The 18,765-nt window shown below is 39.9% G+C and carries 15 protein-coding genes and 2 pseudogenes; 1 reads left to right on the forward strand and 16 read right to left on the reverse strand.

Translation table 11 applies throughout. The features are described from left to right. Nucleotides 1–120 precede the first annotated feature (120 nt). A complete protein-coding gene (locus JKP71_RS07590) occupies nucleotides 121–2,352 on the reverse strand; it encodes a PBP1A family penicillin-binding protein (RefSeq protein WP_075525598.1) in 2,232 nt (743 codons plus the stop codon). A 164-nt stretch (nucleotides 2,353–2,516) separates the two neighbouring features. On the opposite strand from JKP71_RS07590, the gene JKP71_RS07595 reads away from it, so the two are divergent. Beyond that, nucleotides 2,517–3,401 carry an RluA family pseudouridine synthase gene (locus JKP71_RS07595; protein ID WP_075525597.1) on the forward strand — a complete coding sequence of 295 codons (885 nt, stop codon included), beginning with the start codon at nucleotides 2,517–2,519 and terminating at the stop codon, nucleotides 3,399–3,401. 59 nt (nucleotides 3,402–3,460) lie between these two features. Here the strand turns inward: JKP71_RS07595 and JKP71_RS07600 are convergent, their stop codons facing one another. From JKP71_RS07600 to rseP, 15 genes and pseudogenes are all read right to left on the reverse strand, one after another. Then, nucleotides 3,461–4,270, reverse strand: coding sequence for a metal ABC transporter permease (locus JKP71_RS07600; RefSeq protein ID WP_200407573.1), 810 nt, complete (start codon nucleotides 4,268–4,270; stop codon nucleotides 3,461–3,463). Further along, a complete protein-coding gene (locus JKP71_RS07605; RefSeq protein WP_200407574.1) occupies nucleotides 4,263–5,000 on the reverse strand; it encodes a metal ABC transporter ATP-binding protein in 738 nt (245 codons plus the stop codon). Before JKP71_RS07605 ends, JKP71_RS07600 begins: the two co-directional genes overlap by 8 nt. 208 nt (nucleotides 5,001–5,208) lie before the next feature. Beyond that, on the reverse strand, nucleotides 5,209–6,051 hold the full coding sequence (locus JKP71_RS07610) for a metal ABC transporter solute-binding protein, Zn/Mn family (RefSeq protein WP_200407575.1): 843 nt from the start codon (nucleotides 6,049–6,051) through the stop codon (nucleotides 5,209–5,211). 15 nt (nucleotides 6,052–6,066) lie between these two features. After that, a complete protein-coding gene (locus JKP71_RS07615; RefSeq protein WP_200407576.1) occupies nucleotides 6,067–6,519 on the reverse strand; it encodes a zinc-dependent MarR family transcriptional regulator in 453 nt (150 codons plus the stop codon). 78 nt (nucleotides 6,520–6,597) lie between these two features. Beyond that, the gene (gene comGG / locus JKP71_RS07620) at nucleotides 6,598–6,894 is read right to left on the reverse strand and encodes a competence type IV pilus minor pilin ComGG (RefSeq protein ID WP_267905518.1); all 297 of its coding nucleotides are present in this window, start codon (nucleotides 6,892–6,894) and stop codon (nucleotides 6,598–6,600) included. Nucleotides 6,895–6,920: 26 nt separating this feature from the next. Beyond that, nucleotides 6,921–7,352 (reverse strand): competence type IV pilus minor pilin ComGF, encoded by a 432-nt coding sequence (gene comGF, locus JKP71_RS07625; protein WP_075525591.1) that lies wholly within the window; start codon nucleotides 7,350–7,352, stop codon nucleotides 6,921–6,923. Continuing rightward, complete coding sequence (comGE, locus tag JKP71_RS07630) at nucleotides 7,333–7,632, reverse strand: competence type IV pilus minor pilin ComGE (RefSeq protein ID WP_075525590.1); 300 nt, start codon at nucleotides 7,630–7,632, stop codon at nucleotides 7,333–7,335. Before comGE ends, comGF begins: the two co-directional genes overlap by 20 nt. Then, on the reverse strand, nucleotides 7,604–8,047 hold the full coding sequence (gene comGD / locus JKP71_RS07635; RefSeq protein ID WP_234446117.1) for a competence type IV pilus minor pilin ComGD: 444 nt from the start codon (nucleotides 8,045–8,047) through the stop codon (nucleotides 7,604–7,606). Before comGD ends, comGE begins: the two co-directional genes overlap by 29 nt. Then, entirely contained in the window at nucleotides 7,995–8,339 is a 345-nt protein-coding gene (gene comGC, locus JKP71_RS07640) for a competence type IV pilus major pilin ComGC (protein ID WP_234446118.1), read from the reverse strand. The genes comGD and comGC overlap by 53 nt, the downstream gene beginning before the upstream one ends. A gap of 25 nt (nucleotides 8,340–8,364) precedes the next feature. Then, nucleotides 8,365–9,381 carry a competence type IV pilus assembly protein ComGB gene (gene comGB, locus JKP71_RS07645; protein ID WP_200407593.1) on the reverse strand — a complete coding sequence of 339 codons (1,017 nt, stop codon included), beginning with the start codon at nucleotides 9,379–9,381 and terminating at the stop codon, nucleotides 8,365–8,367. Continuing rightward, nucleotides 9,305–10,288, reverse strand: a complete 984-nt coding sequence (comGA, locus tag JKP71_RS07650; protein ID WP_075525588.1) for a competence type IV pilus ATPase ComGA — start codon at nucleotides 10,286–10,288, stop codon at nucleotides 9,305–9,307. The genes comGB and comGA overlap by 77 nt, the downstream gene beginning before the upstream one ends. Before the next feature lie 92 nt (nucleotides 10,289–10,380). Continuing rightward, nucleotides 10,381–14,211 (reverse strand): annotated as a pseudogene (locus tag JKP71_RS07655) (PolC-type DNA polymerase III); the annotation flags it as partial. Nucleotides 14,212–14,688: 477 nt separating this feature from the next. Then, nucleotides 14,689–15,288: pseudogene (locus tag JKP71_RS09655) on the reverse strand (PolC-type DNA polymerase III N-terminal domain-containing protein); the annotation flags it as partial. A 229-nt stretch (nucleotides 15,289–15,517) separates the two neighbouring features. Then, a complete protein-coding gene (locus JKP71_RS07660; protein ID WP_200407580.1) occupies nucleotides 15,518–17,371 on the reverse strand; it encodes a proline--tRNA ligase in 1,854 nt (617 codons plus the stop codon). 61 nt (nucleotides 17,372–17,432) lie between these two features. Next, nucleotides 17,433–18,746, reverse strand: a complete 1,314-nt coding sequence (gene rseP / locus JKP71_RS07665) for an RIP metalloprotease RseP (protein ID WP_200407581.1) — start codon at nucleotides 18,744–18,746, stop codon at nucleotides 17,433–17,435. Between the last annotated feature and the right edge of the window lie 19 nt (nucleotides 18,747–18,765).

Raw genomic sequence — 18,765 nt, forward strand, 5'->3', positions numbered from 1 at the left:
ACTCTTCTCTAATGTTCCTTTTTATTTTCACAGACCACTCCTCCCTTTACTGACAAACCCGTCAGTAAAAAATGGCCTTCTTTTCTTATTTTAACATACTTTTCAAAACTTTTTTGAGCTTCAATTTCCAAAGAGATTGGTAAATTTATCCCATGCATTTTTTGCTGCATCACCGATATCTTTTGCAGTTTTCCCAAGATCAAAACCGCCTGAATCTGAGGAAGAAGCGGAAGTATCACTACTGCTGCTCTCAGGTGTATTACCAGTGGTATTAGCTTCCGATTGCTCTTGCGTGACAATATCGTCTTGGTATTGACGTTGCTGAGTCCAATAAGGTTGTTGCGCTGCCACTCCGGCTTGCGCATAGGGGTTTTCGACGGTAAAGGCTGTACCTTTGGTATAAGGAAGCATATAACTGGCTTCTTGACGGAAAATGACCGAAGTTTGACCTTCTGATGAGCCAGTCAGTTTATTCTTACCATCTGCATAGCCCACCCATAGAGCCATTACTACATCAGGAGTATAGCCAACTACCCATTGGTCTTGGTCTTCGTTTGTTCCTGTCTTACCAGCTAAGGTATAACTCTTAGGAGCCGCATTCCAAGCTGAACCGTTAGTGTAAGTCCCCAACATCATTTGGGTCATTTTATCCGCAGTATCTTTACTGATGACTTGTTTTTTAGTGACATTTGCAGTTTTGACCACTTGCCCCGCTGCATTCTCAATTTTAGTGATAAGATGGGCGTCGTACATCACCCCATCATTTGCAAAAGCTTGATAGGCTTGCGCAATTTGCCAAGGATTCGTTTCCACTCCTGCACCAAGTGCTGTAGGCAATACATCATTTTTACTAGTCAATTTTAAGCCAAATTCACGTCCCAGAGCATTTCCGACTTTCGGTCCAATTTCTTGATAAGTATTGATGGCTGGAATATTGTATGAATTAGCAAGTGCCGTATACATTGGGATTTGCCCTCGCCACTGATTATCAAAATCAGTTGGTTTCCACCCATTGTAATCGGCAGGTGAATCATCCACTGTTTTATTAATCGCCCACCCAGCTTCAATGGCTGGAGCATAAACAATTAAAGGTTTAATGACTGAACCAGGGGAGCGCTTCGCCATTGTTGCGTAATTAAAATCAGTAAAGCTGTTTGAGCCTTCTGTATTAACATTTCCGACCAAGGCATTCACAGCTCCCGTCTTGGGATCAATAGCCACAGAGGCAGATTGCGCATAGGTGCCATCTGCCGCTTGGGGGAAGAAGCTCGGATCTGCATAAGTTTTTTGCAAGCCAGCTTGCATGTTTTGATCCATGCCCGTATAAATCTTATAGCCGTTATTCATGATTTCCTGTAACGAGAGCCCGTATTTGCTCTCCGCTTCGGAAATCACTGCGTTATAGTAACTTGGGTATTTGTAAGAGCTATCTTCTGGATTATAATTATCCTGAACTTGCGACTGCAAGTCCACTTTCATGTAAGTATCCGCCTCATTTTGTTTAAGATAGCCTGCATTGACCATGTTTTGGAGTACCGTATCCCGCCGATCCGTAGCATATTTTCCATCTTCATAAAGCGGATTATATATTTCGGGACCTTTTAGCATTCCCGCAAGACTCGCCGCTTCATCAACAGTAACTTCACTTGCTGGAACACCAAAATATTTTAAAGCAGCATCTTGAATTCCCCATACCCCATTCCCGAAGTAAGAATTATTGAGGTACATATCAAGTATTTCATCTTTACTGTAATGCTTATTAATCTCTAAAGCTAGGAAAAACTCCCTTGCTTTACGGTCAATTGTCTGTTCCTGAGTCAAATAAGCATTTTTAGCCAACTGCTGAGTGATTGTAGAGCCACCACCAAAACGGCCCAATGTAACAATTGCTAAAGTAAAACGTTTGAGATTAACCCCGTGATTTTCATAGAAGGTACGATCCTCCGTTGCGACAACTGCTTCAGTGATGTTTTTAGAAATTTGATCAATTTTTACAGGTGTCCCTTTTTGTCCGTAAAGATTTCCTGCCACCTCGCCCTCTTTGTCGTAAATAGTCGTTTGAGCAGAAATTGAACTTTGTAAAACTTTAACATTAGCTGTTTTAGCTAAATAAAATAGGTAAGACCCTGTCGCTACGACTGCTAGTAGTACAAGGATAATGGTGATTTTTGTTAAATTATATTTTTTCCAAAAACGTTTGATAGGTCGCATAAACTTGGCGAATTTTGTTTTGGCTGGTTTTTCAACCTCTTCATCATTCTTTTTTGTTTTTTTCGGACGTAATTGTGGAACTTTGAGACGCTTTTTCGTTTCTTTTTTACTACGCCGACTGAAATTATTATTTTCAGGCATTTCTTTTTCCTCAGATATTTACTTTGTATTCTTTTGATAAAGTATTCAATACTTTATTTTACTACAATTCTTCGTACTTGGGGCTTACAATTATGTCAGAATAGCTCACCTTCTTTTTTATTCTGCTTATTTTATCAAAAATTGCTTTGTGTTACAATGTGACTATGGAATTTAACTTCATTTTACCAAAAAATTTTAAAGAACAAAGTATTTCGCATTTGTTGGCAGAAACTTGGTTTATCCCACGTAAGCAACGGCATTTTCTACGCATGAAAAGACATATCTTAGTTAATGGCGAACCAGTCAACGACAATTATAGGGTCAGTGCCAGCCAGCAAATCACCCTCCTGTTTGATCATGAGGATTTTCCTGAATTGAACGTCCCCTTTGGTGACGCTAAGCAAGCTGAAATTCTTTACGAAGATGAACACCTCGTCATCGCTAATAAACCAGAACAGATGAAAACGCATGGTAATTCAAAGGACGAGTTGGCGTTGCAAAATCATGTGGCCGCTGCACTGAAACAGCCTGTCTATGTCGTGCACCGCTTAGACCAAGCCACCTCAGGTCTCGTTTTATTTGCGAAAAATCAATTTGTTTTACCACTCTTAGGACAACTGTTCGAGAAAAATAAAATTCATCGTCAATACCTTGCCTTGGTCAAAGGTCATTTTCCAAAAGAACAATTTATTATCAATCAACCCATTGGAAATGACCGTCACGATAAGAGTAGGCGTATTGTAGCTAAAGGCGGTCAAGAAGCGATTACACACGTTGAGGTGTTACAACGTTTTCCCCAGTCAACACTTATTCGGTGCCTTTTGGACACAGGTCGTACACACCAAATCAGGGTACATCTTACTCATCTAGGACACCCTATTGTTGGAGACGTCCTTTATGGAGGAACGAGAAATAATCGACTCATGCTGCACGCGCAAGAACTCTATTTTAAGCACCCCTTTACCGACCAACACATCAAAATATCAGTTGACAGTCAAACTTTTTCTGAAAATTTACCTGATTTTTCTGCACAAAAAAGACCTTTCTAAAGGTCTTTTTTTAGATAGCTTTCCACATCGCACCCTCTACTCTTCAAAGAAAGAAGTGCTTATCTTCTTACTAACTTTTTTACACTCGAAGTTAATAAGAACAAAACGATGAAGATCAAGGTAATTGCAGCCGAAGCTGGGGCATCCATGTAATAAGAAGCAATTAATCCACTATTTAAGCCGATGAAACTAATAAGAACGGAAATAAGCAATACAGACTTGAAGGATTTACCTAAACGCATTGCGATTGAAGCGGGCAACACCATAATCGCCGAAACTAATAAAGCACCAGCAGCTGGTATCATCAAGGCAATTGCTATCCCAGTCACAATATTAAAAGCGATTGAAATCCAGCGAACTGGTAATCCATCAACAAAGGCTGTGTCCTCATCAAAAGTCATCACATAAAGAGGCCGTAAGAAAAGCACAAACCCGATTAAAACTACTACTGCTAAGGTAAATAACAATATGACTTGAGCTTGCGAAATCGTGATAATTGAACCAAATAAATATTGCTCTAAACTGACACTAGTTGCCCCCTTAGAAGAATTTAAAATCAAAAGGGCAATCGCAAGACCTGCCGACATCAAGATTGCAGTAGCAATCTCCATATAATTATGATAAATCGTCCGTAAATACTCTAAAAATACAGCCGCAATTACAACTGTAATAAGCGTAGTTAAGGTTGGATTCCAACTCAATAGCACACCAAATGCTACCCCTGCCAAAGAAACATGTGATAAGGTATCTGACATTAAACTTTGGCGACGTAAAACCAGGAAAACTCCTAGCAGAGGCGAAAAAATAGAGATTGCTGTCGCTGCTAAAAGTGCGTTACGCATAAAATCATACTGGAGTAACTCAAACATTACTTACCTCCTCTGATATCTCTTCTTGCTGGAGGACTTGTTGTTCACGTTCAGTATGCAAATCAAAACAAGCAAACTTCCCGTTTTCATCTTTTAGAAGATGGATGTTGCGATCCGCAAAATCTTTTACTTCTTCAGGATCATGTGTCACCATTAATACTGCTTTTCCATGAGTATGTGCTGCATGATGCATCAGTTGATAGAAATCACTGCTAGAGATATCATCCATCCCAGTGGTTGGTTCATCCAAGATAAACAAATCGGGATCGCTGGCAAACATTCTGGCAATAGCCACTCTTTGTTTTTGACCTCCTGATAGCTCTCCAATTCGCTTAGAACGATAGGACCACATTCCCACAGCTTCTAAAGCGGTTTGGACGTGTTCTGCATCATGGGTTCCCATTTTTTTAAACCAGCCCCGTCGGGGATAACGACCACTCATGACAAATTCATAGACCGAGCTGGGAAACCCTGCATTAAAGCTAGCCACTTGCTGAGGAAGGTAGGCCATTCGCAGTTTTTCTCCTCGTGTATTTTTGTCAGAAAGCAGAACACTCCCTTGCTTAGGGTGTAAAATACCAAGGGTCGTTTTTATGAGCGTCGACTTAGCTGCTCCATTCTCGCCAGTTAATGTGACAAACTCACCAGAGTCCACATGATAACTAATATTTTCTAGTACTGGCTCCCGATCATAGTAGAAAGTCAGATTTTTAACGTCAATATATCTCATTTTTTCTCTTTTAATATTATTTTCGATTACTCAAGCGTTTGAAGTACTGTGATCATCTTACTGACAGAGCTGTCAGTAAAAGTTGCAGCCTTTTTTTGCTAAAAATGAAACTCCCGTCCAAAAAGAACGAGAGTTTCAAGGAGTTATAGGAAAAGATTTTTTAGGAAGGACTCCATTATAGAACGCCCTTCCTAATTTTTCCTTAAACTCACTTGATGGTTTGTTGTAACGCCTTTAAATTTTCTTCCATAAGGGTCAAATATGTCGCACCCTCTTTCTTCTGGGCATCAGAAATTCCTTCAACAGTATTGATTCCAATCAGGTTAGCACCGACTGATTTAGCAAGAGTTTCTGCAATTTTACTGTTGGCATTGCCTTCGAAGTAAACATTTTTAAGTCCAGCTTTTTCCATCTCTCCCTTCAATTTCGCTAGTGTCGCTGCCGAGGGTTCAACTTCGGGATCCAACCCTGCAATAGCAATTTCATTCATTCCGTAATCCCGAGCAAGATAAGCAAAAGCTTCGTGCTGTGTAATAAATGTTTTTTGTTTCGCATCTTTTAGCGTGTCAAACTCAGCATCTAATTTTTTAAGTTTTGCCACATAATTAGCTGCATTTTTTTCAAAGGTTGCTTTATCATCTGGGAAGGCTTTACCTAAAGCTTCGGCAATTGTATTAACCTCAACAATCGCTTGTTTTGGACTAATCCAAGTATGAGGATCCCCTTCAATCTTATCCACGTCTTTGCTGGCTTCAATTTTAACCCCATCGTTTTTTACTTTAAGTGCCCATTTTTCAAGGTCAGCCGAGTTATAAATTAGTGCCTGTGCATTTGTCATAGTTGCGACTTGTTTAGCACTCGGTTCAAACTCGTGCACTTCTTGATTAGCAGGCACAATATTTTCCACCTTTACCTTATCACCGACGATGGCTTTGGTAAATTCATACATGGGTTCAAAGGTAGTGACCACTTCTGGCTTACTCGCCGATTTTGTGCAACCACCAAGGATTAAAACAGCTGGGATAGCCAATAACAATAACAACTTTTTCATTAAAATCTTCCTCCGTTAGAGTTTCTTGCTCCCTGTCAGTTCGTCTGACAAGGCCTTCAAGAAACGCTCAACCACTTCTTGTTCATCTTTTGTAAATTCATCTCCCAGCGCTTGATAAGTTGCAAGCGTCTTTTGATGATGTTCAGCATGCTCATCCGCTATAGGAATTGCTTTTTCGGTCAAACTCCAGAGAACCACACGTTCGTCATTTGCTGCTCGACTTGATTGAATGAGTTCTTGTTCCTGCAATTTTTTCAGCGCTTTTGTCACAGCTGCAGGTGAAATTTTTAACTTTTCGGCAATCCTAGCATTTGTTGAAACTTCATCGGCTAAAAGCATCAAAATATGTTCTTGCGTACTCGTTAACTTTAAATGACTTTCACATTCACCAAGCAGTATTTCATGTTTATTTTCGGCAAAATGCATAATTGTTCCTAAAAATTCATCGATTTTAGTTGCTAGAGCCATCTTTTTTTACCTCCACGTTAGTTTACTGGTTAATTATATCCCAAATTAAAAATAATGTCAACTGGTTAACATTATTTTTTACTTTTTAATTATAAAGTCGCTCCCATCATTCAAATGAACAATATAAGAACCTTCACTATTACTGACCGTCTGGTCAGTAACTGCTACATGTTCTGAAGGTGCTGACGTAATCTGATAAGTTACCTGTCCCTGTTTAAAATATACTGTTTGATTTTTTTTAGGTAGATTTTTTTGAATCAAGAGAACCATAAGCTCAGCTGTTAACCGATCTTTTTGCCTAAACATTTGTTTTTTAACTGCAAGTTGTTCTTGGAGGTAAAACTGTAAAACTAAACCAAATATGAGAGAAAGCACAAGAGCATAAAGCAGAATTCCACCCCTCAGTTGATATTTATAAATCTGTAAACGAATGTCCGACCTCCTTCTTTTTCAAATAAAATTGTCATTTTTATAAGTCCTTGTTCCTGTTCTATTTTTACATCTTTTATTCCAAAAAGCATAGGCTGGTAACCAGTTCCTTGTGCCGATGTTTTACGAAAATCATCTCCTATTAAGCCAAAGCGAAGCTTTTTAGCATTCTTGGTCACATATAAAAAATTACCCTCTACCTTGTCGAAGCTTGCGCCATCAAGTTCAGCATACATTTGCTCACAGAAAATCTGCCAGTCTTTCGTTTGCTCTACTTGAACACTCATAAGTTGCTGATGCAAAAGATTTGTTAAGCCGTTAATAACTAAAATCGATCCAGATAAGACAAGCAAGGCAATCAAACATTCTAATAATGTAAAAGCTCTAATGCGGTGTCCTCTCAAGTTCTAAAAGCTCCTTTCCCCTATTTGTTATAGAAATTTGGTCATCAGTTTGTTCAACTTTAATTGAAGCACCATTTACTGATAACTCCGTCAGGCGACTGTTTAATGCCATCTTCGCAACATTCAATGCTTCAATCTGTTGATTATCCTCTTGCAGTTGTTGACGACTCTTCACAACTTCTGTCAAAACACTTGTGACTAAGATACCCAGCAAACCCAGCGTTATTAAACTTTCTAAGAGTAAATAAGCTCTAACTGACTTCTTTTTTAAATTTTCCACTTCCTAGCTCCAGTTGATAAATAATTGTTTTTTTCTCCTCGGGGAGATAAAAACTCACTTTTTGTAAACTTGAGTTTTCTCCCTTTTCGTCAAAAGTAATTAGAAAAGTGCCACAGTCAACCTCTTGAGGCAAATCTATGTACTCCTTTTCCCAATAAAGTCTCTTATTCTTCACAGAGATACTCTCTTTCTCTGCGAATAAAGCCGCATCTTCCTGTGTTATCTTATAAAAATGTTCAAAACGTAAAATAAATAGCTCTCCTTTTACGCGGTGAAGGGTGCTCTCAAGATTAATTGAAAACGTAAGTGTAATCAAAACAGTAACTGATAATACGATAAGAGTTTCTAACAATGTAAATCCTCTAATCGTCCAAAGCTCTCTTTTCATCTTTATTTTGAGCATAATAATCATCATAACTTTCTTTTTGCTTCTCACTAATAAGCTTAGCTGACATCAACGTAGTAAGAGTAGGAATATCATCATGGTCTAACTCATAGAGTTGTGCTTGACTTTCCACGACTTTAACAACTGCTGCCTCACCTGTTTTTTGTACTTGAGCTTTTTCTTTAATGAGATTAGGAACAAAGAGCAAGATTAAGATACTAATAATCGCTAAAACAATGAGCATTTCAATCAGGGTAAAAGCCCGGACAGTTCCGCGTTCTAGCTTTACTGATTTTTTATTATTAACACAAATTTTTATCATTTTTTTAATCATTTTTCTCCTTCTTCTATAATCCATTTCCCATGTTTGCATAAATCGGAAGAAGCATTGCCACATACAAAAGAACAATCATTAATGCAACAAAAAGGAAGACAATGGGTTGAATCCAATGCATCATACGCTCAATTTTCACAAAAAATTGTTCCCAACATTCATCTCCATAAATTTCGAGCTCAATTCCTAATTTATTCTTTATTTCCCCATATTCAATCATTAAATGAAGTTCTGGTTGAAAAAACTCAAGGCCAGCTATCAAGTCACTAAAACTCAATCCTCCTACTAATCCATTCGCAAGGTAGCTTCCTACTTCACTGAAAATCTGACTTTTTTGCGTGCTCATCAGTTCAAAAATATTACGCAAGTCCACGCCTTGGGCAATCAAATTTCCCCACTCATGCGCAAAATAACCCGTTAAATATAATCTTACTGCATCTGCAAGTAAGGGAATACGTACTAATATGCTGTACTTTAACAAGCTTGTTTGCTTTTTAAAAAAAAGCATGCTAAGGATTGTCAAACACAAAAGAGTAAGGACTCCTCCTCCAATTAGTTCTGGGAGATGATTAATAAGAAGGGTAGCAAAATTGCCCCTCCACCCTCCCTCATCTCCAGAAATTTGCGGCAGTAAGTAGCTTCTGAGGCCAAATATAATTCCTGTAAGAAATACCAGCAACATCACAGGATAGATTGATAATGCCAATAGCTTTTTTCGAATTGTTAAGTGCTTTCGAATATTTCTTTCAATCAGCACTAAAGTTCCAGAGAGATCACCATGGACCTCTGCTAAAGCAATTTGCGTTACGACGGACTTAGAAAAATGCAATTCGTCTAAGATAGTCGCTAGGTTCCTTCCCGCAGCAAGCCCGTGGCGCATCTTTGCTACAAAATTTCTTTCAACCAGTCCAGAGCGCTCCAGAAAGTCCACTACTTCACCCAGATGAAAACCATTATTCAATAGATTTCCCATGAGTTGGATGAGTTTCACCTGTTTGGGAAGGGGCAATTTTTTCCCGCTCACCTTCATCTCTGTCAAGAGCTCCTTGTGTAACCAATTCTTCAATCTGCCAATTCCATTTCTCTTGTGACCAGTGTTCAAAGCCTTCTTTTGCAATTTCCACCATCCCTTTTCCATTTATTAAACGTTGATAAACAACTGCTTGCAGACAACTTTTTAATTCCCATTCTGAAATACCAAATTCTAAGAGGCGTGTCCAGACAGCTGATATTGAGGGGGCATGAATTGTCGAAAAAACTGTATATCCTGTTAAACTCGCTCGAAGAACTGCCCGTGCTGTTTTTTCATCACGGATTTCTCCTACAATCAAAAGATCAGGACGGTGACGCAGGGAAAGCTTGATTAATGCTTCATAATCATTGCCTATTAAATCGTTGACTTGCAATTGTACAAATTTTGATACAACAATTTCTACAGGATCTTCCACAGTCATTACCTGTCCACTATCAAAAGCACGATTAGCCCAATTAGTCATCAGGGATGTTTTACCAGACCCTACAGGTCCAGCAAAAAGATATAATCCCCGCCTAAAATTCATCTGTTTGAAAAGTTTTTCAGCTTCAAACCAGAATTCAAGTTGCTCTTTAGGCTCATGTAAAAATCTAATCACTAGCGATTCATTTCCTTCGAAGTCACCTACAGAAGAGAGGCGTAGCCGTCTTGATTCCGTTCCAAATTGGTACCAACAAGCACCTAACTGTGTTCGCCGTTTTTCTCCCACATTCATCCCAGCACAAAACTTAAAATGAGCAATCAGTGCCAAGCCTGTTTCTAGAGCTAACTCCTCTGTAAATACTTTAGAATTTAAATTTCTAAAGTATAAGTCATAATGCGTCAAACTCCCTTGTAAATAGAGGTCTGTCACACCTCTTTCAACAGCTTGTTTGATAATGCTTTTTGCTTTTTCTTGTATCATATCCCTTTATACGTTTTTTTATAGGCAATGTCACCAAGTATCTTCCTGAAGCTTTAAAATAAAAAAGCACTGGATTTTCATCCAATGCTTTTTTAAAAGAAATCTTCAAATAAACTGAGTTGGTTATCATCAGGCATTCCTTCTAATATTCCCATGTTGGTCATGTTTTCAATGATAGTCTGAGAAACGCCTCCCCGTTTTCTGAGCTCCATCTTACTTAAAAATTCACCTTCTGCACGCGCAGCTACAATCTGTTTAGCGACATTTTCTCCCAAGCCATCCATTGTAACAAAAGGAGGGATCAACGTATCGCCATCAATAACAAATTCTGTGGCTTCTGAGCGATAGAGATCTATTTTCCCAAAAGTGAAACCGCGCTCGAGCATTTCATTACAGAGCTCCAAAGTTGTATAAAGGTTAGTTTCTACATTTGTAGCTTCAAAACCTTTGTCTTTAATCTCTTTCATTTTAGCTTTAACCGCTTCAAGGCCTGCACCCATTACTCCAATATCAAAAGCTGTTGCTCGTATTGAGAACCAAGCACAATAATAATAAATAGGATAGTGGACTTTGAAGTAGGCCACACGCAGAGCCATCATAATATAGGCAGCGGCATGGGCTTTCGGAAACATATATTTAATTTTTGAGCAAGATTCAATATACCACTCTGGTACATCATGAGCGCGCATTTCTGTAACATATTTCTCCCGCTCTTCGGCAGAAATCTTACTCCACATTCCTTTACGGACACGTTCCATGATATTGAAGGCCATTGAATTATCCAGGCCTGCATGAATCAAATAAACCATAATGTCATCACGACAACCGATTACGCTTGATAAATCTGCAATTCCGGAGCGAATCAAATCTTGAGCATTTCCCGACCAGACATCCGTACCATGTGATAGTCCGGAAATTTGGAGTAGATCAGCAAAAGTTTTTGGCTTAGCCTCTGCAATCATATTCATGGAAGTAAAGGTCCCCATTTCAGGAATTCCTAACGTCCCAAGTTTTACGCCGAGTTGCTCCTCTGTAACGCCGAGAGATTCTGTCCCACTAAATAGTTTCATAACTCCCGGATCATCCATAGGGATATCCTGTGGAACAATACCTGATAAACTTTGTAGCTTCCGGATCATTGTGGGATCATCATGCCCAAGGATATCAAGTTTTAAGATATTGTCATGAATGGCATGGAAATCAAAGTGAGTGGTTTGCCATTCTGCCGTTACATCATCAGCAGGGTATTGGACCGGAGAAAAATCATAGACATCCATGTAGTTAGGAATAACGATAATCCCACCGGGGTGCTGTCCTGTTGTTCGCTTAACTCCAGTGGAACCTGCGGCTAAACGATCAATCTCAGCATTCCCATAGTATTGGTCATAATCTCGCTCATAGCCTTTGACAAAACCAAAAGCGGTCTTTTCAGCAACTGTACCAATGGTACCCGCCCGAAAAGCATAGTCTTCCCCGAAGATATCCCGTACATCCAAGTGAGCAAAGGGTTGATCATCCCCAGAAAAGTTCAAGTCAATATCGGGAACCTTATCTCCTTTAAAGCCTAGGAAAGTCTCAAATGGAATATCGTGACCGTCCTTAATCAATTTATGATTGCATGTCGGGCAGTCTTTATCAGGCATATCATAGCCTGATCCATAAGTACCATCTTCAAATGCTTCAAAATATTGACACTCTGGACAACGATAATGTGGTGCTAATGGATTTACCTCAGTAATCCCAATCATCGTAGCAACTAGGCTCGATCCGACCGATCCCCGCGATCCAACGATATAACCACGATCATTAGAACGCTTAACCAATTCTTGGGAAATGATATAAACCACGGAGAAGCCATTCCCCAAAATCGAACGTAATTCTTTTTCAAGTCGGGCATCAATCAAATCTGGCAAGGGATTTCCATACCACTCATGCGCTTTTTCATAGGTTAAGCGAACAATGCGCTCCTCGGAAGTCTCTCCACCATCAAATACCATCTTTGGCGTATACAAATCATCACGCACTGGTGTTAGTGTTTCAAACTCATCTGCTAATTTGTTCGTGTTCTCAATAACAATTTCACGGGCAAGTTTTTCTCCTAAAAAGCTAAAAGCTTCTAACATTTCATCAGTTGTTCGAAAATGTGCTTCTGGCAGGGGCAGAGGCTTGGCATGTTCACCATGACCTTGAGTCCAGTTGATTTCGGCACCGAGCCCTAATGAACGCACAATAATTTCACGATAAATGGCATCCTCTGGATTAAGATAATGTAAGTTTCCTGTAGCGAGCACAGGCTTACCCAATGCTTTTCCGACCTTGATTAAATCTTTGAGAGTTTGTTCTAATTCTTTTTCAGATTTGAAAGAACCTCCCACCACTAAAGCACGGTAGAGCGCTGGCGGGAATACCTCGATAAAATCATAGAATTTCGCAATTTCTAATGTTTCTTCAAAAGTCTTGTTTGTGATTGCATCAAAGACCTCGCCTACTTCACAGGCCGAACCCACGAGGAGTCCTGCCCGATTTTCTTGTAAAACAGAACGTGGTACACGAGGCACACCTGAATAATAACGAACGTTACCATAGCTGACAATCTTAAAGAGATTTTTTAACCCTTCTTGCGTTCTTGCATACAATGTCACGTGTTTAGGGCGCACTTTTTTGTAGGAATCTTCACTGACCAGCTTGTCATTAAGTTCCAAAAGGCTACGCCAACCAGTATTTCGCGTGCGGAGTTCCTCTAAGAAGACAAAGAGGAGTCGACCAGTAGCCTCCGCATCAAAGTTGGCCATATGGTGATGTTCCAGTCCGATTTGAAATTTTTTAGTCAGTTGACCAAGTCCAAAACGTTTCATTTCAGGATAAAGATTGCGAGCAAATTCTAATGTATCCACGACGGGCTGCGTAATGAGAGGCAGACCATTACGGGAATAATTCATATTCATAAAGCCCACATCAAAAGTAGCATTGTGGGCTACAAGTATTGTACCCTCACAGAATTTTTGGAAACGTGTTAAAACTTCATAGAGTGGTTTTGCGTTTTTGAGATGCTCATCCGTAATACCGGTCAATTCTGTAGTAAATTCACTCAAATGATAACCTGGATTAATGAATTCATCAAACTCATCAATAGGGTTACCTTTATGCATCTTAGTGGCCGCAATCTGTATCAAGTCATTGTTGACAGCTGACAAGCCTGTAGTTTCTACGTCAAAGACCACATAAGTTGATTCGTACATATCCACATCGGCCTCGTTGTAAACAATAGGAATTTTATCTTCAACGAGATTGGCTTCAACACCATAGATAATTTTGACCCCATGTTTTTTTCCTGCAGCGTGAGCTTCTGGGAAGGATTGCAAGCCCCCATGGTCAGTAATAGCAATAGCTTTATGTCCCCACTTAGCGGCCTGAGCTACCAAACTGGAAGCTGAGGGAATAGCATCCATCTGGCTCATATTAGTGTGCGCGTGGAATTCCACCCGTTTTTCATCAGATTTATCCTCTCGCACATTTTGCGTAGGAATTTCGATTAGATCACTCAGCTGCAAGACCAAATCATTTTTAAAAGTATCACGTTGGACTGTTCCACGTACACGGCACCACAATCCTGGTTTAATTTGTTTAGCAAGATTGATTTCTTCATCACCGCGTACCCATTTTTGGACATAAAAGCTAGAGGTATAATCCGTCATTTCAAATTCTAACAAATAGCTGGTATTCCCCGTTTTACGGGATTTTATTTCTCGCAATTCCCCTTTAAAAACATAACCTTCAAAAACAACCGGTCCGTTAGTTGAAAATTCACTAACCGAACGCATGGGTGTTACTGGTTCGTTATTTTTAATTTCTCGTCCAAGTTGGATTTTATCTGATTTGACAGCCTTGATTTGGAGTGCCACTCGATCTGCCGTTGGCTTAGGTTTGATCTCAACAACTGCATTGGCCGTCATTACCAAGTCATCTTTGTATTTATCATGCTCAATATTACCTTGAACACGCAACCACAACCCTTCTGCTAAGAGCTCAGCCCAGCTGACCGACTCATCAGTAAACATCCGCTCGGTTTGCGCTTTTACCGCTTGGACAATATGATCAAATTGTGCGATTTCTTCTTCTTTGCGCCCCCACTTAGAAACCATAAAAGTAGAAGTCTCATCTGCCAATTTCATTTCAAGAATGTGGTTCGTTTTGCCAGATTCTTTCCCTGTAAATTCACGATGAGCCGCTTCAAAAACCACACCTTCAAATATAACTCCAGAACCTTCACCTGCTATAAAAGACATACTGGTGATGGGACTTTGTCCACTGATTTTTCGTCCAAAAGCCACTCCATCATCCAAAGCAGTTTCCACAAATTCGGCTTTAGGCTCACGCGTATGTTTGGTCTCTTGCTCTTGAGTGCGTTGTTTTTTTAGTTCTGATACCTGAGCTTGCTCTGCAGTTTGGGCTGCGAGTCTTGCAGCAACTTTTTCAGCATGCGCAGCTGCTTGCGATGCGGTCAGTTGTTCATCAACCACAGGGCGCAACGTTAATTTTCCAAAACCAAAGTCAGCAAACTTTTCTTCTAATACTGGAAAATATTTCTGAACAAACCAATCCATCCGCGGATTGTCTTCAACCAAGAGATTGAGTTGGACGCCACGTTTTTCCAAATGATATTTTTTAAAAATACTAGAAAATGCCGATTCAGATAGTTCAGGCAGTGTCAGCGCATACTGATAATAATCATTTAATAAGTCTTCATCAAAAGCATTATCGCGGGGCTTGATTACAACTTCTGTACGAGCAATAGTTGCAAAAGCAGTCGCTGACAGCTCTGTCAGTAACTTATAAGTTTCGATTGGCAAAATTTTGTCAAAAATTAAGTAAAAACGCCAAAGTTTACTTGCAGTATGCACTTCGACATTTTCAATTTCAGCCTGCATAAATTGTTCAGAATTGCGCAGATGTGGCGGAAGATTGATTTGATCCATCAATTTTTCAAACAGATTTGCCATGAAATATATCGCCCTTTTCTTTTTATTATTTGAAGAGTTATAACCCTTGTAATGCTGAAAAAACTGGAAGTCTTGATGTCCAAAATTAGACCACTTAACTCCATTTTGAAATCAGCGTTCATTGACCATTATATCATAATTTGAGGCTTAGAGCAGTTTACTTTTTAGCGCTCATCCAACAAAAAAAGCTGCTGACAAGGCTGTCAGTAGCTATAAAAGTATGGATTTTTTAGTTTTGATTCAAAATCTCGATGGTGTTGACCAATTCATCTTTATTGATCTCCACAACTTCACCTGTAGCACGGATTTTCACTTCAACGATACCTTCAGCAGCTTTTTTACCGATGGTAACACGGACTGGTAAACCAATCAAATCGCTATCTGCAAATTTAACACCTGCCCGCTCATTACGATCATCTACTAGGACTTGATAGCCTTTTGCACGAAGTTTCGTTTCAAGCTCTGCCGTAAGGGCCATAGCTGTTTCATCCTTAATATTCACGGGTACCAAGTGGATATCAAACGGCGCGAGTTCTTTAGGGAAATTGATAGACCAGCTAAATTTGTATTCTTCCTTTGGTGTTTTTTCCACATAGATTCGTGCAAACTGTTCTAAGATAGCTGAAAGCAAGCGACTAACCCCAATCCCATAACATCCCATGATCATTGGGATAGCACGCCCATTGGCATCTAAAACATTGGCGTTCATTGCTTCTGAGTAACGAGTACCTAGCTTGAAGATGTGACCAATTTCAATCCCACGAGCAAATTTTAAAGTTCCCCGACCGTCTGGGGAAACTTCACCCTCGTTAACGGTACGTAAATCTACAAATTCAGACACTTCAAAGTCGCGGCCGATATTAACATTTTTGTAGTGGAAACCATCTTCATTTGCACCTACGATGGCATTCTTAACTAATTCGACTTCGCGATCAGCTATGATACGCACCTCTTTTAGACCAACTGGACCTAATGAACCAAAATGAACCCCAAAGGCAGCCTCAACATCCGCCTCACTTGCTGCTTCGACTAAGTCTGCACCAAGATAATTGGTCAATTTAACTTCATTAAGTTGATCATTACCATGCAATAAAACTACTACTAACTCATCATCTGCGCGAAAAACTAATGTTTTAATTGTTTGAGATTGGTCCACCTTAAGAAATTCAGCAACTTCGTCAATCGTTTTAGCATCTGGAGTTGCAACTTTTTCAAGCTCTAACTCTTCGGTGTATGCCGCTTTAGGGTCAAACTGACTCGTTGCCATTTCAAGGTTAGCTGCGTAATCGCCACCGTCTGCATAGACGATTGTATCTTCACCTGCAACTAACCATTTCCCCAGTTCTTCTTTAATATCAGCCAAAACAGATTCAGGAATTTCATCGATTGAAGTGATATTTTTACTCAAGACGAGCCATTTTTCAAGATCTGTACGATCATCTGTAATAGCCATAAATTCTTGGCTATCTTTTCCACCCATGGCTCCACCATCACCGATAATAGGTTTAAAAGTTAAGCCAGCACGTTCAAAGATTTTTTCATATGCTTTTTTATAATCCTGATAAGTTTCATCAAGTGAATCTTGATCTGCGTGGAAACTATAACCATCTTTCATAATGAATTCACGACCACGGAGCAAACCATAACGTGGACGTTTTTCATCACGATATTTTGTCGCAATCTGATAGACATTCAAAGGGAGTTTTTTGTATGACGTGATTTCGTCACGAACGAGCGCTGTCATGGTTTCTTCATGAGTTGGACCCAAGATAAAATCAGAGCTATCACGATTTTTCAATTTGTAGAGATCTTCACCATAAGTGTCATAACGTCCAGATTCGCGCCACAAATCTGCGGTTAATAATGTTGGAGCTAAGAGTTCTACTGCCCCAATTTCTTCAAACTCTTCTCGCATGATATTTTTTAATTTTTCAAGTACACGATTCGCCAAAGGCAGATAGGCATAGATACCTGCCGAAACTTGACGAACATAGCCGGCACGCATTAAAAGCGCATGACTGATAACTTGTGCATCAGAGGGCATTTCCCGAAGAGTTGGGATAAGCATTTTTGATTGTTTCATAATAAAAAATTTCCTTTACGATATGGTTTGACTTCTTTAATTTCAAAAGAGGTTTGAAAGTTTAATGGACAAAGGCACGGAGAATATCATTCCAAGTGACCGCTATAAAGAGCACTGCCATAAAAACGACACCTACAAGGGTAATAATAGACTCTTTCTCCTGCGACAACGCCTTGCCTCGGATTGCTTCAATAATATTCAGGACAATCTTTCCTCCATCCAATACGGGAATGGGAAAAAGGTTAACAATACCCAAGTTAATTGAAAGCATGCCTAAAAGATAGATGATAGAAGGAAGTCCTGCACGAGCAGCTTCGCCACTCAGTTGGTAAATTGCAACGGGTCCTCCTAATTTGTCAAGGCTCGGTCGTGCGAGCAGGTTCCCAAGTGCTTGGAAAATAGCAGTTGCTGCGCGTCCAGCTTGAACGAAACCACCTGTTATTTTATCCACCACTCCCGTTTTGACCGTTTGCATAATCCCAACACGATAGGTCCCGTCTATTTTTTGAGGGGTCACGCTGATGGATTGACTCGAACCTTTTCGCTCAATCGCCAAATCAAGTTTTTTACCTTCTGAACCTGAGATTTCTGTAACCACCTCATTCCAGTTTGCAGTTTTTGTTCCATTCACTGCTTCGATTTTGTCGCCAGCTTTTAGACCTGCTTGGTAGGCTGGGGTCCCTTTTTCAACCTGACCAATAGCATTGGTTGGTGAAGGGACTCCTCCTTGGACAAAAGTTAAGACAATAAAGGCAATAATTCCTAAAATAAAATTATTGAGTGGCCCACCAAAGTTGGTAAGCATTTTATGAAAGACACCTGCCGATTGATATTGAACATCAAGCGGAGCAATACGCACCTCCGTCCCATCTTCTTCAATAATAGTAGCATCATGATTTACAGGATAGCGCTTGATTTCTCCAAATACTTCGCCTTCGATGAACAGCGATTCTTCAAAATCATAATCTGTGATGAGCATGGGAACAGCCTGATCAAGCTCCACACGTTCAGAAAGGTTAATTCGCGTAACCTCCTCACTGCTCTGTGTATCAGAAGACACGTTTTCACTGACCGGTGTATCAGCGGGATGTTGCTTTTCTTTTATACTGACAGCAAGACTCGCAGCTTGTCCCTTTTTAATTTCCGTTTTATCATCACCCCAACCCGCTAAGCGAACATAGCCTCCCAGAGGGAGAATTCGGATGGTGTAGAGGGTTCCGTCTTTTGCTTGATGTGCAAAGATTTTTGGTCCCATTCCAATCGCATACTCACGCACTAAAATACCTGCACGCTTGGCCCACCAAAGGTGCCCATACTCATGAATGGCAACTATGATACCGAAAATGATAATAAAAGTAACCAAAGTTTCTATCAACTGACTTCCTCCTTAAAAA

The sequence above is a fragment of the Lactococcus taiwanensis genome, from assembly GCF_014905395.1.
In the GTDB taxonomy this organism is placed as follows: Bacteria; Bacillota; Bacilli; order Lactobacillales; family Streptococcaceae; genus Lactococcus; species Lactococcus taiwanensis.

What these genes read in the sequence shown, in the direction of transcription:
- JKP71_RS07600 (WP_200407573.1), bottom strand. Translation starts at nt 4,270, where the DNA reads ATGTTTGAGTTACTCCAGTATGATTTTATGCGTAACGCACTTTTAGCA.
- JKP71_RS07595 (WP_075525597.1), top strand. Translation starts at nt 2,517, where the DNA reads ATGGAATTTAACTTCATTTTACCAAAAAATTTTAAAGAACAAAGTATT.
- JKP71_RS07605 (WP_200407574.1), bottom strand. Translation starts at nt 5,000, where the DNA reads ATGAGATATATTGACGTTAAAAATCTGACTTTCTACTATGATCGGGAG.
- JKP71_RS07590 (WP_075525598.1), bottom strand. Translation starts at nt 2,352, where the DNA reads ATGCCTGAAAATAATAATTTCAGTCGGCGTAGTAAAAAAGAAACGAAA.
- JKP71_RS07615 (WP_200407576.1), bottom strand. Translation starts at nt 6,519, where the DNA reads ATGGCTCTAGCAACTAAAATCGATGAATTTTTAGGAACAATTATGCAT.
- comGA (WP_075525588.1), bottom strand. Translation starts at nt 10,288, where the DNA reads ATGATACAAGAAAAAGCAAAAAGCATTATCAAACAAGCTGTTGAAAGA.
- comGC (WP_234446118.1), bottom strand. Translation starts at nt 8,339, where the DNA reads ATGATAAAAATTTGTGTTAATAATAAAAAATCAGTAAAGCTAGAACGC.
- comGD (WP_234446117.1), bottom strand. Translation starts at nt 8,047, where the DNA reads ATGATGATTATTATGCTCAAAATAAAGATGAAAAGAGAGCTTTGGACG.
- JKP71_RS07610 (WP_200407575.1), bottom strand. Translation starts at nt 6,051, where the DNA reads ATGAAAAAGTTGTTATTGTTATTGGCTATCCCAGCTGTTTTAATCCTT.
- comGB (WP_200407593.1), bottom strand. Translation starts at nt 9,381, where the DNA reads ATGAAGGTGAGCGGGAAAAAATTGCCCCTTCCCAAACAGGTGAAACTC.
- JKP71_RS07660 (WP_200407580.1), bottom strand. Translation starts at nt 17,371, where the DNA reads ATGAAACAATCAAAAATGCTTATCCCAACTCTTCGGGAAATGCCCTCT.